The organism is Pseudomonas sp. AC083 (genome assembly GCF_979253165.1).
The window spans coordinates 310,868-325,923 of the sequence record NZ_CEEDDH010000004.1; the positions used below are offsets into that span (position 1 = coordinate 310,868).

15 protein-coding genes are annotated in these 15,056 nt (G+C 61.6%); 7 read left to right on the plus strand and 8 right to left on the minus strand.

Translation table 11 applies throughout. The annotated features are described in order from the left end of the window. Window positions 1-33: 33 nt before the first annotated feature. The 6 genes from AC0IXA_RS10075 to AC0IXA_RS10100 form a co-directional block, all read right to left on the minus strand. A complete protein-coding gene (locus tag AC0IXA_RS10075; RefSeq protein ID WP_471812862.1) occupies window positions 34-816 on the minus strand; it encodes an N-acetylmuramoyl-L-alanine amidase in 783 nt (260 codons plus the stop codon). A gap of 101 nt (window positions 817-917) precedes the next feature. Beyond that, complete coding sequence (locus tag AC0IXA_RS10080) at window positions 918-2,933, minus strand: GGDEF domain-containing protein (RefSeq protein WP_471812864.1); 2,016 nt, start codon at window positions 2,931-2,933, stop codon at window positions 918-920. Next, window positions 2,930-3,808, minus strand: a complete 879-nt coding sequence (locus AC0IXA_RS10085; protein ID WP_024014985.1) for an endonuclease/exonuclease/phosphatase family protein — start codon at window positions 3,806-3,808, stop codon at window positions 2,930-2,932. The genes AC0IXA_RS10080 and AC0IXA_RS10085 overlap by 4 nt, the downstream gene beginning before the upstream one ends. Before the next feature lie 14 nt (window positions 3,809-3,822). Beyond that, the gene (locus AC0IXA_RS10090; protein ID WP_016772349.1) at window positions 3,823-4,464 is read right to left on the minus strand and encodes a thiol:disulfide interchange protein DsbA/DsbL; all 642 of its coding nucleotides are present in this window, start codon (window positions 4,462-4,464) and stop codon (window positions 3,823-3,825) included. A gap of 199 nt (window positions 4,465-4,663) precedes the next feature. Then, window positions 4,664-5,275, minus strand: a complete 612-nt coding sequence (locus AC0IXA_RS10095; RefSeq protein ID WP_016772348.1) for a c-type cytochrome — start codon at window positions 5,273-5,275, stop codon at window positions 4,664-4,666. A 30-nt stretch (window positions 5,276-5,305) separates the two neighbouring features. Continuing rightward, window positions 5,306-5,611 (minus strand): c-type cytochrome, encoded by a 306-nt coding sequence (locus tag AC0IXA_RS10100; protein WP_016772347.1) that lies wholly within the window; start codon window positions 5,609-5,611, stop codon window positions 5,306-5,308. A gap of 191 nt (window positions 5,612-5,802) precedes the next feature. Between AC0IXA_RS10100 and yihA the strand changes: the two genes are divergently transcribed. Beyond that, window positions 5,803-6,447, plus strand: a complete 645-nt coding sequence (gene yihA / locus AC0IXA_RS10105; RefSeq protein ID WP_039757139.1) for a ribosome biogenesis GTP-binding protein YihA/YsxC — start codon at window positions 5,803-5,805, stop codon at window positions 6,445-6,447. Window positions 6,448-6,862: 415 nt separating this feature from the next. Here yihA and polA read toward each other — a convergent pair whose 3' ends face one another. Beyond that, a complete protein-coding gene (gene polA, locus AC0IXA_RS10110; protein WP_341638266.1) occupies window positions 6,863-9,667 on the minus strand; it encodes a DNA polymerase I in 2,805 nt (934 codons plus the stop codon). 74 nt (window positions 9,668-9,741) lie between these two features. On the opposite strand from polA, the gene AC0IXA_RS10115 reads away from it, so the two are divergent. Both AC0IXA_RS10115 and AC0IXA_RS10120 read left to right on the plus strand, forming a co-directional pair. Then, window positions 9,742-10,032 carry a DUF2782 domain-containing protein gene (locus AC0IXA_RS10115; RefSeq protein ID WP_039757137.1) on the plus strand — a complete coding sequence of 97 codons (291 nt, stop codon included), beginning with the start codon at window positions 9,742-9,744 and terminating at the stop codon, window positions 10,030-10,032. Between the two features lie 53 nt (window positions 10,033-10,085). Continuing rightward, the gene (locus tag AC0IXA_RS10120) at window positions 10,086-11,039 is read left to right on the plus strand and encodes a homoserine kinase (RefSeq protein ID WP_110644676.1); all 954 of its coding nucleotides are present in this window, start codon (window positions 10,086-10,088) and stop codon (window positions 11,037-11,039) included. A 128-nt stretch (window positions 11,040-11,167) separates the two neighbouring features. Here AC0IXA_RS10120 and AC0IXA_RS10125 read toward each other — a convergent pair whose 3' ends face one another. Next, a complete protein-coding gene (locus tag AC0IXA_RS10125; protein WP_341638267.1) occupies window positions 11,168-12,088 on the minus strand; it encodes a zinc ABC transporter substrate-binding protein in 921 nt (306 codons plus the stop codon). Between the two features lie 66 nt (window positions 12,089-12,154). Here AC0IXA_RS10125 and AC0IXA_RS10130 point away from each other — a divergent pair, with 66 nt between their 5' ends. From AC0IXA_RS10130 to AC0IXA_RS10145, 4 genes are read left to right on the plus strand one after another with little or no spacing between them, the layout of a single operon-like run. Beyond that, window positions 12,155-12,637, plus strand: coding sequence for a Fur family transcriptional regulator (locus AC0IXA_RS10130; protein ID WP_016772342.1), 483 nt, complete (start codon window positions 12,155-12,157; stop codon window positions 12,635-12,637). After that, window positions 12,637-13,422, plus strand: a complete 786-nt coding sequence (znuC, locus tag AC0IXA_RS10135; protein WP_024014991.1) for a zinc ABC transporter ATP-binding protein ZnuC — start codon at window positions 12,637-12,639, stop codon at window positions 13,420-13,422. The genes AC0IXA_RS10130 and znuC overlap by 1 nt, the downstream gene beginning before the upstream one ends. Further along, window positions 13,415-14,203 (plus strand): zinc ABC transporter permease subunit ZnuB, encoded by a 789-nt coding sequence (gene znuB, locus AC0IXA_RS10140; RefSeq protein ID WP_016772340.1) that lies wholly within the window; start codon window positions 13,415-13,417, stop codon window positions 14,201-14,203. The genes znuC and znuB overlap by 8 nt, the downstream gene beginning before the upstream one ends. 37 nt (window positions 14,204-14,240) lie before the next feature. Continuing rightward, window positions 14,241-14,954 (plus strand): PA5502 family lipoprotein, encoded by a 714-nt coding sequence (locus AC0IXA_RS10145; RefSeq protein WP_016772339.1) that lies wholly within the window; start codon window positions 14,241-14,243, stop codon window positions 14,952-14,954. Window positions 14,955-15,056 lie beyond the last annotated feature (102 nt).

Below are 15,056 nucleotides of genomic sequence, written 5' to 3' on the forward strand. Positions count from 1 at the left end.
TGCGATTTCGCCCTGACCGTCGGGCGGGCGTCATTATTTTGTCTGATTGAGAACCAGCAGAAGTGCTGCGGTTTGTGCATCCGGGGTGCCGTCGAAGCGGGCAGGGCGGTAATGCATCTGGAACGCGGCGAGGACATGGCGCGTGGCGACGTCCAGTTCGCCAGTCTGCGGCGTGTCGTAACCCAGACGCGCGAGTTGCGCCTGGAACCAGCCGATCTCCGGCAACGGGTTGCTGTCAAAAATAGCCTGCTGACGCGCCACCGCTTGCTCGTTCGGCCACAGGCCAAGGCCTTCGGCGGCGAGACGTTTCCAGGGGAACAGTGGCCCCGGATCAAGCTTGCGCAACGGCGCGATGTCGCTGTGACCGATGATGTGCCGCGGGCTGATGCCGTTGCGTTTGCTGATGTCCTTGAGCAGGGTGATCAACGACTGGATCTGCGCTTCGCTGTACGGATACCACAGGCGCCCGGTCGGGGTGTCCTTGTAGCCGGGATTGACGATTTCGATGCCGATGGAACTGGAGTTCAGCCAGGTACGGCCCTGCCACTGACTTTCGCCGGCGTGCCAGGCGCGCTGGTTTTCGTCCATCAGCTTGTACACGGTGGCGTTCTTGTCATCGCCGATCAGGTAATGGCTACTGACGTCGCCATGGGTCAGCAGTTGCAGCGAACGCTCCAGCGACGCCGAGGTGTAATGCACCACAACGAACTGGATGCGGCTGTCGTAATTGGCCGAAGGGTGGCTGGTGTCGTAACGCGGGCCGCTGGCGCAACCGGCGAGGACGAGCAGCGAAGCAACAAGGGCAAGGAATTTCATGGCAGAGGACGATACGCAAAAGACGATAATGCAACAGTGTAACGTACAGATTTGCCCAGAGTCCGCCAGCGGGCGGATTTAAACAAAATGGAACAATTGCCTTAGCCGAGCTCCACTCGGTTGCGCCCGGCGTTTTTTGCCCTGTACAGCGCCTGATCGGCTCTTTTCAGCACCAGATCGCTATGTTCTCCCACCCTGAACGAGGCCAGCCCCATCGATATGGTGATGGTCACTCGCTCGCCCTTGAAGTGAAACGGGCAGGCTTCGATCGCCGCGCGCAGGGTTTCCAGCAGTTTCGCGCCCACCGCTGGCGGCGTCGCGGGCAGCAACAGCACGAACTCTTCACCACCAAAACGGGCGATGAAATCCGAGCCGCGCAGGCGTTTGCGCAATACCGTGGCGATGATCTTCAGCACTTTGTCGCCGGCCAGATGGCCGTAGCTGTCGTTGATCCGCTTGAAGTGATCAAGGTCAAGCATGGCCAGGCTAAGGGTGTTGCCGTGCTGCTGCCATTGCTGGATTTCATGCTCGAGGCGTTCACTCCACGCCGCGCGGTTAGGCAGGCCGGTCAACGGATCGATCAGGGCTTTCTGCCGCTGTTCCTCAAGGTGTTCGCGGAAACCCAAGGCTTCCTGCTCCATATGCGCGACCCGCTCCGACAGGCTCTTCAGCCTGGCGGCGACTTCCTGTTCGCGGGCGTCGCGCTGCTTCTGGTGCTGGTCCATCGTTCCCAGCAGGCCTTCCAGATGATTCTCCAGCACATGCTTGAGGTCGTCGAGGTCCGCCGCTTGCTGGACGCTGCTCTGCAAGCCGTCGACCTGCTCGCGAATCTGCGTGTCCATGGCCCGCGCCGCCGAGCTGTTGTCGGCATGCCCCTCGCTGGCCGCTTGCAGGTTGCTCTGAAACGCTTCAAGGCGTTCGTTGAGCTGTTGCAGATAGGCTTCGAATTCGTGCTGACCGCTATCGGTAATCGCCAGCATCAAAGTCGCGAGATCGTCGAGGATCGGCAACAGTTCGTACCAGTTCAACCCGTGTTTGAGCCGCTCGCGCATGGCTTCGGCTTGCGGCCGGTGGCGCTCGGGCAGGGTCAGGTCGTCGAGCAGGCCGATCAGCGTGTCTTCGATATGTCTGGCTACGGAGCTGTAGGACGGCTCCGGGGAATCCGGCAGAGCGAAGAGGATGTCGTGTTCCGGCTGCTCCGGGTCGATGGCGGCCAAGGCCTGAGCAATCGGTTCGGGCAGGGGCAGGCTATCGAGGATCAGCGGCGACGTATCGCCGGGGTGGATCAGTTCATCGGGGTTGAACGCCTCGGTTGCTGGCGCAGCGACGGTCATCTCGGCGTCAGCGGCTGGTTCAACCTGCACTGGCTCGGCTTCAACGACGACCACAGGCGCAGCGAACGCAACGACTTGCGGCTCATCAGGCGGCGTCTGGGCGGGCGCCTCGATGACGGTCTCGGGCGCTGCGATTGCTGGCTCCGCGTTGGCCACCGGTGCCGATTGCGCAGGCTCCGGTTCAGGTTGCCGGGCTTCGACCGGTTGCGGCACTGGTGTGGCTGGTATGTCGGCCGCCGGTGCAACGGCTTCCTCACCGTCACGGCTGCCAAACAAACGCTGCAACAGCCCCGGCCGGCCAGGCTCGGCTGGCGTTTCCAACTGACTCAAGGCCTTGCCCTGCAAGCCACTGAGTTCGCTCAGCAGCAGCGGCATTTCCCGTGCCTGACCGACGCGGCTGTCCAGTTGCTTGGCGAATTTCTTCAGCGGTTGCGCGACTTCGCGCGGCAGTTGCAGGGCCTGCAACTGGGTGACCAGCGCGGTGAGCGCGGTGCTGACCTGATCAATGCGGGTCTCACGGCGCTGCTCGGAGTCGAGCACGGCTTTTTCCAGACGCGGCAGCAGGGCGGCGAGGCCGGCGTCCATGTCATCGGTGCGCACGACTTCGCGCATTTCCTTCATGCACTGATCGACGACCTTGTCGGTGCCCTCGGCCGCCAGCGTGCTGCGCACCAGACCGCGCCGCAGCAGGTCGAGTCGCGCGGCCCAGCGGCGTTCGAGCTTTTCCTGCTGTTCGATGCTCTTGAGGTACTTCTCTTTCCAGCGCTGGGCGTCGTCGCTCATTCACAGGTTCCGCGAGGGGCAGGGCTCAACGCGGGCAATGCGTCGGCCGTGAGCGAACCCGGCAGACGAATTTCCACCGCGACCGGCAGGTGATCGGAAATGGGCTGGGCCAGCACCTCGACCTTTTCCAGGGTCAGGGTCGGGCTGAGCAGAATATGATCAAGGCAACGCTGTGGGCGCCAGCTGGGGAAGGTCGCTTCCACCTGCGGGGCCAGCAGGCCGAGATCGCGTAACGGCGAGTGTTCGAGCAGATCGCTGGCATGGGTATTCATGTCGCCCATCAGCACCTGATGCTTGTAACCGCTGATCAAATCACGAATGTAGGCCAGTTGCAGGCTGCGCGTCCGCGCGCCGAGGGCCAGGTGCATCATCACCACCACCAGCGCTTCCGGACCTTCGCCGAAGCGCAGCAGGATCGCGCCGCGACCTTTCGGGCCGGGCAGCGGGTGATCCTCGATCGCCCACGGCTTCAGGCGACTGAGCACGCCGTTGCTGTGCTGGGCCAGTCGACCGAGGTTGCGATTGAGTTGTTGATACCAGTAGGGAAAGGCGCCGAGGTGGGCCAGATGTTCGACCTGATTGACGTAGCCCGAGCGCAGGCTGCCGCCATCGGCTTCCTGCAGCGCGACCAGATCGAAGTCGCCGAGCAGGTCACCGATCTTCTGCAGATTGCCGGAACGCCCGGTGTGGGGCAGCAGATGCTGCCAGCTGCGGGTCAGGTAATGCCGATAGCGCTCGGTGCTGATGCCGACCTGAATGTTGAAACTGAGCAAGCGCAGACGCTGGTCTGCGGGCAGGCCCGTAGACGCCAGATGATGCTCGTTGACCTGCGGATCATGCAGGCCAACGATGCGTTCGGACTTCCAGCGGCGCATGGCGAATGCCGCGCTTAGTTGGCAGCAGCCTTGTTAGCCGCTCGCTCTTTGGCGACCAGATCGTCAGCCAGTTTCAGGGCTTGCTCGGCACCACCGGCAGAGCCGATGTCGAAGCGGTATTTACCATTGACGATCATGGTTGGCACGCCAGTGATTTCGTACTTCTTCGCCAGCTCACGGGCCTTGACGATCTGGCCTTTGATAGCGAACGAGTCGAAAGTGGCGAGGAACTTGTCCTTGTCCACGCCTTGAGTGGCGAGGAAGTCAGCCATGTCGTTCTTGTCGGTGAGCTTCTTGTGTTCTTTCTGGATCGCGTTGAACACGGCGTTGTGCACCTGGTGCTCGACACCCATGGCTTCCAGAGTCAGGAACATCTGGCCGTGAGCGTCCCATGGGCCGCCGAACATGGCGGGAATGCGCACGAAGTTGACGTCGGACGGCAGTTTTTCAACCCATGGATTGATCACTGGCTCAAAAGCGTAGCAATGCGGGCAGCCGTACCAGAACAGCTCGACCACTTCGATTTTGCCAGGCTTTGCCACCGGCACCGGGTTGGCCAGTTCGACGTAAGGGGCGGCAGGGGCTTCAGCGGCCTGGGCGGTGACGCCGAACAGGCTGGCAGCGACGAGGGCGGCGCTGATGATCAGATTACGCATGCTTTACTCCTGAACAATTTGGGTCGCCTCGCTCGACCTGTTTCGACACAGATCCTGGCGGGCATGAGTGCTGTAGTGTAACGGCAGCGGCCACAAAAAAGGGCGGCCAAAGCCACCCTTTTTATACTTGCTGCGAAGGATTAATCGAGCGTTAACGTGACCGGCGTTACGCGCCTCGTGCAACACTCGAATCAGGGCCTCAGTGCAGGCCCTGGATGTAGCTGGAAACCGCAGCGATGTCTTCGTCGCTCAGCTTGCGTGCGATGGTGCGCATGGTCATTGCGTCGCCGTCGTTGGCGCGACCGCCGTCTTCCTTGCGGAAATCGGTCAGTTGCTTGGCGATGTATTGAGCGTGCTGGCCACCCAAGTGTGGGAAGCCTGCGGCGGCATTGCCGGAGCCGTTCGGCGAGTGGCAGCCGGTGCAGGCTGGCAGACCTTTTTCCAGATTGCCGCCACGGAACAGCGCTTCACCGCGAGCGACGATCTTCGGATCGGCGGCGCCGACGCTGCCTTTCTGGCTGGCGAAGTACGCAGCGATGTCGGCCAGATCCTGGTCATTCAGGTTGGTCAGCAGCCCGGTCATTTCCAGCACCACGCGCTTGCCCGACTTGATGTCGTGCAATTGCTTGTCGAGGTAGCGTTCACCTTGACCTGCCAGTTTCGGAAAGTTTGGCGCCATGCTGTTGCCGTCCGGGCCATGGCAGGCTCCGCACACGGCAGCTTTGGCCTGGCCTGCTGCGGCATCGCCGGCAGCATGGGCGACACCTGAAATTCCCACGGTCAACAGCAGACTCACGATCAATTTGTTCATCAGCTAATCCAACTACGGCTAAGGGTTAAGTTATGGACCGGGCTTACTCTCGCTCATCCAAAGGATGATGGCCTGGTAATCCTCGGCACTGCAGTCCATGCACAAACCACGCGGCGGCATCGCCTTGAAACCCTGGGTCACGTGTTGCACCAGCGTCCCCATACCTTTCGCCAACCTCGGCGTCCAAGCTTCCTGATCGCCTCTTGCGGGCGCCATGGGTAGTTGGCCGGAATGACAGGCACCACAAACACGGTTGTACACAGCTTCCGGATCCTGTGTAGCCTGTGCGCTGTAAAGCGGCATCAAGACTCCGGCAGCCAGCAGCCATTTCGTCATAAAACGACCTTTTCAGGGTTGAGAGCGTTCTGCGTTCTAATGCGCAATCAAAGTCTGTCGCTCTCGTGAACTTCATCCTTCGCTGGGACAAAGCACACACAAAATCTGCGGCATTATATACTGGCGTCACTGAAACGGAAGCGACACCGCGTTCCGCGCCCAATCCCGGCGCCGCCCACATCGGAAATCCCATGCAACTCAAGAATCCCATCCTCGGCCTGTGCCAACAGTCCACGTTCATGCTCAGTGCCGCCAAAGTCGATCAATGCCCAGACGACGAAGGCTTCGAAGTGGCGTTTGCCGGTCGTTCCAACGCTGGCAAATCCAGCGCGCTGAACACCCTGACTCACGCCAGCCTGGCGCGCACCTCGAAAACTCCGGGTCGCACACAGCTGTTGAACTTCTTCAAGCTAGACGATGATCGCCGTCTGGTCGACCTGCCGGGCTACGGTTATGCAAAAGTACCGATCCCGCTCAAGCAACACTGGCAGCGCCACCTCGAGGCTTACCTCGGTGGTCGGGAGAGTTTGAAAGGTCTGATTCTGATGATGGACATCCGCCATCCGATGACCGACTTCGACCTGCTGATGCTCGACTGGGCCGTCGCCGCCGGCATGCCGATGCACATCCTGCTGACCAAGGCCGACAAGCTCACCTACGGCGCAGCCAAGAACACCCTGCTGAAAGTACAGTCGGAAATCCGCAAAGGCTGGGGCGACTCGATCACCATCCAGTTGTTCTCCGCACCAAAACGCATGGGCCTGGAAGAGGCCTACACTGTGTTGGCCGACTGGATGGAACTGGCAGACAAAGGCGCCGAGGCCGCTGCCGAGTAAATTCAGAATGGGGAAAAATTGGCTGTAGTGTGGCCAGGCAAGGCAAAAGTAGCGCTAAAAAGCGGAGTTTAGGGGACCTAAATGAGCATTTTTAGCGATGCTTTTAACGCAGCATGGCCGCGCTACAGCCGATTTTTTGGCAAAAAAAGCCCCGGATTTCATTGGGGAGGGAGAAATTCCGGGGTTCAAGTTCCGAACCGCTAGGGCGGGGTTCAGATATCTGCCAACACTTAACACAACATAGGAGCATCGAAGGGCTTCACCAGCCATTCAGTACCTCTGAGTGTTCGATCGACAGATTAGTTCAGATTTTTTTCAAAAAGCTTTGGAATAGCCTCAAGCGCCTTTCGATCTAAGCCGGATTCCCGGCAGTTGCCGCGACGGTAGGTCGCGGCGACGGTTGCGCAACAATGACTCAGTGCGCCTCATCCCAGTTGTTGCCCACGCCAACTTCCACCAGCAGCGGCACATCCAGGTTCGCCGCTTCGCTCATGTGCGTACGAATTTCGGCGCTGACCTGCTCGACCAGATCCTCGCGAACCTCCAGCACCAGTTCGTCGTGCACTTGCAGGATGACCCGCGCGTCCAGACCCGACGTCGCCAGCCAGTTATCCACAGCCACCATGGCTTTCTTAATGATGTCCGCGGCCGTGCCCTGCATCGGCGCGTTGATCGCCGTGCGTTCAGCGGCGGCGCGTTCCTGCGGCTTGTTCGAGTTGATCTCCGGCAAATACAGGCGACGCCCGAAGAAGGTTTCGACGTAACCCTGATCCGCCGCTTGCGCGCGGGTACGCTCCATGTATTCGCGCACGCCTGGATAACGGGCGAAGTAGGTGTCGATGTAAGCCTTGGCGGTCTTGGTGTCGACGCCGATGTCCTTGCCGAGCTTCTGCGCGCCCATGCCGTAGATCAGGCCGAAGTTGATCGCCTTGGCGCTGCGACGCTGGTCGGATGTCACTTGATCAAGCTCGACCTTGAATACTTCGGCAGCGGTTGCAGTGTGCACGTCGAGATTGTTGCGGAAGGCGTTCATCAGGCCTTCGTCACGGGACAGGTGCGCCATGATCCGCAGTTCGATCTGCGAATAGTCCGCCGCCAGCAGTTTGTAGCCTTTGGGTGCGACGAACGCCTGACGAATGCGTCGGCCTTCGGCAGTGCGCACCGGAATGTTCTGCAGGTTCGGATCACTGGAGGACAGGCGCCCGGTCGAGGCCACAGCCTGGTGATACGAGGTGTGGATGCGCCCGGTGCGCGGGTTGATCTGCTCCGGCAGGCGATCGGTGTAGGTGCTTTTCAGCTTGCTCATCGAGCGGTGCTCCATCAGCACCTTCGGCAAGCGGTGATCGTCTTCGGCGAGTTTCGCCAACACTTCTTCAGCGGTGGACGGCTGGCCTTTGGCGGTTTTCTTCAGCACCGGCAGGCCGAGCTTTTCATAAAGAATCACGCCCAGCTGCTTCGGCGATCCGAGGTTGAATTCCTCCCCGGCAATTTCGAAGGCCTCACGCTCCAGCGCGACCATTTTGTTGCCCAGCTCGATGCTCTGAATGCCCAGCAACTCGGCATCGACGAACGCGCCCTGGCGTTCGATGCGCGCCAGCACTGGCACCAGCGGGATCTCAATGTCGGTCAGCACGCCGGCCAGGCTCGGAATCGCGCTGAGCTTGTCGAACAGCGTTTGATGCAGGCGCAGGGTGATGTCGGCGTCTTCGGCGGCGTACGGCCCGGCCTGTTCCAAGGCGATCTGGTCGAAGGTCAGTTGCTTGGCACCTTTGCCGGCGATGTCCTGGAAGCTCACCGTGGTGTGGTCAAGGTACTTCTGCGCGAGGCTGTCCATGTCGTGACGGGTCGCGGTGGAATTGAGCACGTAGGACTCGAGCATGGTGTCGAAGGCGATGCCGCGCACGCTGATGCCTTCACTCTGATCGCCGCCAATGGCGCAGTTGGCCAGAATGTTCATGTCGAACTTGGCGTGCTGGCCGACCTTGAGTTTGCTCGGGTCTTCCAGAATCGGCTTGAGTGCGCGCAGCACGGTGTCGCGATCCAGCTGCTCCGGCACGCCGATGTAGGAATGGGTCAGCGGGATGTACGCGGCTTCGTTGGCCTGTACGGCGAACGACAGGCCAACCAGTTGCGCCTGCTGCGCGTCGATGCCGGTGGTCTCGGTGTCGAAGGCGATCAGTTTGGCGTTGCGCAGTTTTTCCAGCCAGACGTCGAAGCGGGCTTGATCGAGGATGGTTTCGTATGCGGCCTCGACAGGAGCAACAGGTGCCTCGGCTTGCGGGGCGCTGAACAGATCGCCCGCCGGCGCAGGTTCGGCCGCCGCGCTCAGTTCCAGACGCTTGGCATCGCGATCCAGATCATTGAGCCAGCTCTTGAATTCCAGCAGGGTGTACAGCTCGTAGAGTTTGGCCGGATCCTCCTGGCCCATCTGCAGATCATCGAGGCCGATATCCAGTGGCACGTCGACCTTGATGGTCGCCAGTTGATAGGACAGGAAAGCCATCTCCCGGTGCTCTTCGAGCTTGGCCGGCAAGGTTTTTGCGCCACGGATCGGCAGGGTCGGCACGATGTCGAGGTTGGCGTACAGCTCGGTCAGGCCGCCGTTGACGCCGACCAGCAGGCCGGACGCCGTCTTCGGGCCGATGCCAGGCACGCCCGGGATGTTGTCGGACGAGTCGCCCATCAGCGCGAGATAATCGATGATCTGCTCCGGTGCGACGCCAAATTTCTCCTTAACGCCCTCCACATCCATCGAGCTACCGGACATGGTGTTGACCAAGGTAATGTGGCCATCGACCAGTTGCGCCATGTCCTTGTCACCGGTGGAGATGATCACCGGGCGATCGGCCGCCGCGCTGCTGCGGGCGAGGGTGCCGATCACATCGTCGGCCTCGACGCCGTCGACGCACAGCAGCGGGAAGCCGAGGGCGATCACGCTCTGGTGCAGCGGCTCGATCTGCACGCGCATGTCGTCGGGCATGCTTGGCCGGTTGGCCTTGTATTCGGCGTACATCTCATCGCGAAATGTCCCGCCCTTGGCGTCGAACACTACGGCGAAGGGGCTGTCCGGGTACTGCTTGCGCAGACTCTTGAGCATGTTCAGCACGCCTTTGACCGCACCGGTCGGCAGGCCTTTGGACGTGGTCAGTGGCGGCAGTGCATGAAAGGCGCGGTACAGGTAAGACGAACCGTCCACCAGGACGAGGGGGGCTTGGCTCATGAGCAGGATCAACCTTTTCGGCGGGTCCGGGGCTAGAATAGCGGGACCGTTGACGACAAAGGGACAAGGTTATCATGCGTACGTTAAATCGCTTGCTGCTGGTCGGGTTGATCGCTGTCTCACCACTGGCCGCGATGGCGGCGGATGATGCGCCGGGCGGCGACCCCGAGGTCACTATCCGCACGGAGGGCGACAAGACCATTCAGGAGTACCGCCAGAACGGTTTCCTCTATGCGATCAAAGTCACGCCAAAGGGCGCGCCGCCGTACTTTCTGGTGCGCGCCGACGGGACGGATGCCAATTTCATCCGTTCGGATCAGCCGGATATGCTGATCCCGTCATGGAAGATATTCGAATGGAAGTAGGTTTTTAATTCACCCGGCGCCGCCGCTGCGGCGCCCGTACTGGCAGTTAAGACATGTCTGTGTTCACTCCCCTGGCTCGGCCCGAGCTGGAAACCTTTCTCGCCCCTTACGGGCTCGGCCGCCTGCTTGATTTCCAGGGGATCGCCGCCGGCAGCGAAAACACCAATTTCTTCATCAGTCTGGAGCAGGGCGAGTTTGTCCTGACCCTGGTCGAGCGCGGCCCGGTGCAAGAGATGCCGTTCTTCATCGACCTGCTCGACGTGCTGCACGAAGCCGAACTGCCGGTGCCTTACGCCCTGCGCACCACCGACGGCTTGGCCCTGCGTGAGCTCAAAGGCAAACCGGCGCTGCTGCAACCGCGCCTGTCCGGCAAGCACATCAAAGTCGCCAACGCCCAGCATTGCGCGCAAGTGGGCGAGTTGCAGGCGCATCTGCACCTGGCGACTCAGGGCGAACGCATGATCAAGCGCAAGACCGATCGTGGTCTGGACTGGATGCTGGAGGAGGGCACTGAATTTCTCTCGCACCTGAGCGATGAGCCGCGTGCCTTGCTGCAAAAGGCGCTGGATGAGATCACCGAGCGCAAAGACAAGATCCTCGCGCTGCCTCGGGCGAACATTCACGCCGACCTGTTCCGCGACAACGCCATGTTCGAAGGCACCCACCTGACCGGGCTGATCGACTTCTACAACGCCTGCTCGGGGCCGATGCTGTACGACGTGGCAATTGCCTTGAATGACTGGTGTTCGGACGAGGAGGGCGTGATCGATGGCCCGCGTGCGCGTGCGTTTCTCGGTGCCTATGCGGCGCTGCGGCCGTTCACGGCGGCGGAAGCCGAATTGTGGCCAACGATGCTGCGTGTCGCTTGTGTGCGGTTCTGGCTGTCACGCCTGATCGCCGCCGAGCAGTTCGCCGGGCAGGATGTGTTGATTCACGATCCGCAGGAGTTCGAGCAGCGCCTGGCGCAGCGGCAGAAGGTCAATACACCGTTGCCCTTCGCCCTCTGAGTAGATTCGCCAAGCAAACACGAACCTGTGGGAGCGAGCCTGCTCGCGAAGGCGGCGGCCCGTTCAGCATTTTTGCTGACTGACCCACCGCTTTCGCGAGCAGGCTCGCTCCCACAGGTTTTGTGTTGTTACAACGATTCCAGGCATCCCGCCAGATCATTGCCGAGTTTTTCCAGCACCTGCTCATACCCCTGAGCTGTCGCCGGGGTGTACCCGCCCAACGCATCCAGTTCCGCCAGCTTCACCGGCAGGCCAGCCACCAGCGTTTCCGCCAGACGGGGACGCAACGGTGGCTCGCTGAACACACAGGTCTTGCCTACGTCCTGCAAACGCTTGCGCATCGCCGCGACATGCTGGGCGCCGGGCTGTACTTCCGCGGCCACCGCGAACACGCCCGCGTGCTTCAGGCCGTAAGCGTCTTCGAAATAATCAAACGCCTCATGAAAGACGAAGTACGGCTTGCCTTCGACATTGGCCAGGCGCTTCTTCAAGCGCTGATCCAGCGCATCCAGACGTTCATCGAAGGCTTTGGCATTGCTCTGATAACGCTGGGCATTGGCCGGGTCGGCGGCGCTGAGGTCGGCGGCCATTTTGTCGGCGATCACCCGCGCATTGACCGGTGACAACCACAAGTGCGCGTCCAGCGAGCCGGGGCGATGATCGTGATCATGCTCGTCGGCTTCTTCGGCATGGGAATGGTTGTCCGCGCCGAAATGCCTCAGCTTCAGGCCTGGCAGATCCTGCACCGCGACGCTCGGCAGGCTGCGACCGCCGAGTACGCGCGGCAGGAAGCCTTCCATGTCCGGGCCGATCCAGTAGAGCAGATCGACCGACTGCACCTTCCGTACGTCGGACGGGCGCAAGGCGTAATTGTGCGGCGAGGCCCCCGGCGGCAGCAGCACCTCGGGAATCGCCACGCCATCCTGCACGGCAGCGGCAATCAACTGCAACGGTTTGATGCTGGTGAGCACTTTGACCTCGGCCTGAGCCGTACCGATCAGCACAAAACTGGCAACAAAAGCCACAAAAACAGAAAAAAGTCGGGACACGATGACCACTCAAGGAAGCGAGAACGGGTAACATAATAACGTCTCCAGCAAATCTCGTCGCCGCTCATGCCTATTACACCGATTGCCAGCCGTCCCCACGACCACTCCCATTGCGTGCACAGCGCTCTGTCCGAGGCCGATACCTTGTGCGCGCAGAAAGGTTTGCGTCTGACTGCCCTGCGCCGCCGCGTGCTGGAACTGGTCTGGCAGAGTCACAAGCCACTGGGTGCCTACGACATCCTTGCGGTGCTCAGCGAGCAGGACGGCCGCCGCGCCGCGCCGCCTACCGTGTACCGCGCACTGGATTTCCTGCTGGAAAACGGCCTGGTCCATCGCATCTCGTCGCTCAACGCCTTCGTTGGCTGCGTGCATCCTGAACACGCGCATCAGGGCCAGTTCCTGATCTGCCGCGAGTGCCACGCCGCCATCGAACTTGAGCAAAAAGTGATCAGCGACGCGATCATCAGCAGCGCCAGAGACGTCGGTTTCATCGTCGAAGCGCAGACCGTCGAAGTGGTTGGTCTGTGCGCCGGTTGCCAGGGGGCCTGATGAGCAACGCGCTGATCCGTCTGGAGCAGGTCGCCGTCACGTTTGCCGGGCAGACCGTGCTGGACAACATCGAGCTGAGCGTCGAGCCGGGGCAGATCGTCACCCTGATCGGCCCCAACGGCGCTGGCAAGACCACGCTGGTACGCGCCGTGCTCGGGCTGTTGAAGCCAAACAGCGGCAGCGTCTGGCGCAAGCCGAAGCTGCGCGTCGGTTACATGCCGCAGAAACTGCATGTCGACCCGACCCTGCCGCTGTCAGTGCTGCGCTTCCTGCGCCTGGTGCCTGGCGTCGATCGTTCGCGTGCCCTGGCCGCGTTGAAGGAAGTCGGCGCCGAACACGTGATCGACAGCCCGGTGCAGAGCGTTTCCGGCGGCGAAATGCAGCGCGTGCTGCTGGCTCGGGCACTGCTGCGTGAGCCTGAGCTGCTGGTGCTCGATGAGCCGGTGCAGGGCGTCGACGTGGCCGGGCAGGCCGAGCTGTACAGCCTGATCACCCGGCTGCGCGACCGCCACGGTTGCGGCGTGCTGATGGTGTCGCACGATTTGCATCTGGTGATGAGCACCACCGATCAGGTGGTCTGCCTCAACCGCCACGTCTGCTGCTCCGGGCACCCCGAGCAGGTCAGCGGCGACCCGGCATTCGTCGAGCTGTTCGGCAAGAACGCGCCGAGTCTGGCGATCTATCACCACCATCACGACCACGCCCACGACCTGCACGGTTCGGTGGTCAAAGGCCCGCTCGGCGGGCAACCTCATGTTCATGGAGACGGCTGCAAGCATGGCTGATTTTCTTTTGTATGCCCTGCTTGCAGGTCTGGCGCTGGCGCTGGTGGCCGGACCGCTCGGCTCGTTTGTGGTGTGGCGGCGCATGGCCTATTTCGGCGATACCCTGTCCCACGCCGCACTGCTCGGCGTGGCGCTGGGCTTTTTGCTGGACGTCAGCCCGACGGTGGCGGTGACGGTCGGTTGCCTGCTGCTGGCGGTGCTCTTGGTGACGCTGCAACAGCGTCAGCCGCTGGCGTCCGACACGCTGTTGGGAATTCTTGCACCGAGCACGCTCTCTCTCGGCCTGGTGGTACTAAGCTTCATGCATGAAGTGCGGATCGACCTGATGGCCTATCTGTTTGGCGACTTGCTGGCGATCAGTCCGAGCGACCTGGCGTGGATTCTCGGTGGCACCGCGGCGGTGCTGGTGTTGCTGGTGACGCTGTGGCGGCCGCTGCTGGCGGTCACCGTGCACGAAGAACTGGCGCGGGTCGAAGGCTTGCCGGTTGCGGGTTTGCGCTTGGCGCTGATGCTGTTGATCGCGGTGGTGATCGCCGTGGCGATGAAAATCGTCGGGGTGCTGCTGATCACTTCGCTGCTGATCATCCCGGCGGCTGCGGCACAGCGTCACGCCCGTTCGCCGGAGCAGATGGCGCTGGGCGCGAGCCTGCTGGGCATGCTCGCGGTGTGCGGCGGGCTGGCGTTGTCGTGGTTCAAGGACACCCCGGCGGGGCCGTCGATCGTGGTGACGGCAGCCGCGCTGTTTCTGTTGAGTTTTGTTCTGCCCCGTCGTGGGGTGTAGACTTGGCCGCTTTTTGCGCAATTAGAGAGTCGCAGGAATGAAGCCGTTCGCCTCCCGTTATCTGCTCCTTGTCGCATTTTCCGTGCTGCTGGGCGCCTGCCAAAGCACGCCGCCGGTGGCTGAAGTCCCGGATGCGCGGGCTACGGCCATCGCACAGCTGGAGCAAAGCCTGGCCAGCAGCGAACTGGCCACCGCCGAAGACCAGTTGGCCGCGTTGCAGGCCGCAACCCCCAATGATCAATCCCTTGAGCAATACCAGCGGCAGCTGGCCGAGGCGTACCTGCGCCGCAGCCAGATCGTCCTGCAGAAAGGCGATGTCAACGCTGCCGCCACTGCATTAAGCCGTGCTCGCGCCCTGATGCCCAAAGCGCCCGCGCTGACCGGCGGCGTCAATGGCGCGATCACCGAAGCGCGCAAGGCCGAGTTGGAAAAGGCTGAGGCCGCGCTGCTGGCTGCCGAAGCCAGGCCGAAAGCCAAGGTCATCGACCCGACCGCCGAAAGCACCACCGTTGCGTTGAACATCGGCGATATTCACAAGCTGCAACGACAACTCGATGCGATCGCCGCCGATGTGGTGAATTACGAATGCGCCGTCAGCATTCAGGCACCGCGCACCGCGGATTACCCGTGGCTGGCGACCTTGCTGAGCAAGCGAGTCAAGAAGCTCGATCCTGATTTTGATCTGCAGATCGAGAAGCAGATCTTGCGCACAGTGCCGGCGCAGATGGTTTTAAGCCCGCGCAAGCCATAAAAAGCTTCGCGAGCAGGCTCGCTCCCACAGGTGCAACAGCGTACCTCTGTCTCTTATACACATCTGACGCTGCCGACGAACAGTGTATGGTGTAGATCTCGG

Coding starts and splice junctions, on each gene's coding strand:
- AC0IXA_RS10080 (WP_471812864.1), bottom strand. CDS start 2,933: ATGAGCGACGACGCCCAGCGCTGGAAAGAGAAGTACCTCAAGAGCATC.
- yihA (WP_039757139.1), top strand. CDS start 5,803: ATGCAACTCAAGAATCCCATCCTCGGCCTGTGCCAACAGTCCACGTTC.
- AC0IXA_RS10120 (WP_110644676.1), top strand. CDS start 10,086: ATGTCTGTGTTCACTCCCCTGGCTCGGCCCGAGCTGGAAACCTTTCTC.
- AC0IXA_RS10145 (WP_016772339.1), top strand. CDS start 14,241: ATGAAGCCGTTCGCCTCCCGTTATCTGCTCCTTGTCGCATTTTCCGTG.
- AC0IXA_RS10085 (WP_024014985.1), bottom strand. CDS start 3,808: ATGCGCCGCTGGAAGTCCGAACGCATCGTTGGCCTGCATGATCCGCAG.
- znuB (WP_016772340.1), top strand. CDS start 13,415: ATGGCTGATTTTCTTTTGTATGCCCTGCTTGCAGGTCTGGCGCTGGCG.
- znuC (WP_024014991.1), top strand. CDS start 12,637: ATGAGCAACGCGCTGATCCGTCTGGAGCAGGTCGCCGTCACGTTTGCC.
- AC0IXA_RS10075 (WP_471812862.1), bottom strand. CDS start 816: ATGAAATTCCTTGCCCTTGTTGCTTCGCTGCTCGTCCTCGCCGGTTGC.
- polA (WP_341638266.1), bottom strand. CDS start 9,667: ATGAGCCAAGCCCCCCTCGTCCTGGTGGACGGTTCGTCTTACCTGTAC.
- AC0IXA_RS10095 (WP_016772348.1), bottom strand. CDS start 5,275: ATGAACAAATTGATCGTGAGTCTGCTGTTGACCGTGGGAATTTCAGGT.
- AC0IXA_RS10115 (WP_039757137.1), top strand. CDS start 9,742: ATGCGTACGTTAAATCGCTTGCTGCTGGTCGGGTTGATCGCTGTCTCA.
- AC0IXA_RS10130 (WP_016772342.1), top strand. CDS start 12,155: ATGCCTATTACACCGATTGCCAGCCGTCCCCACGACCACTCCCATTGC.
- AC0IXA_RS10090 (WP_016772349.1), bottom strand. CDS start 4,464: ATGCGTAATCTGATCATCAGCGCCGCCCTCGTCGCTGCCAGCCTGTTC.
- AC0IXA_RS10100 (WP_016772347.1), bottom strand. CDS start 5,611: ATGACGAAATGGCTGCTGGCTGCCGGAGTCTTGATGCCGCTTTACAGC.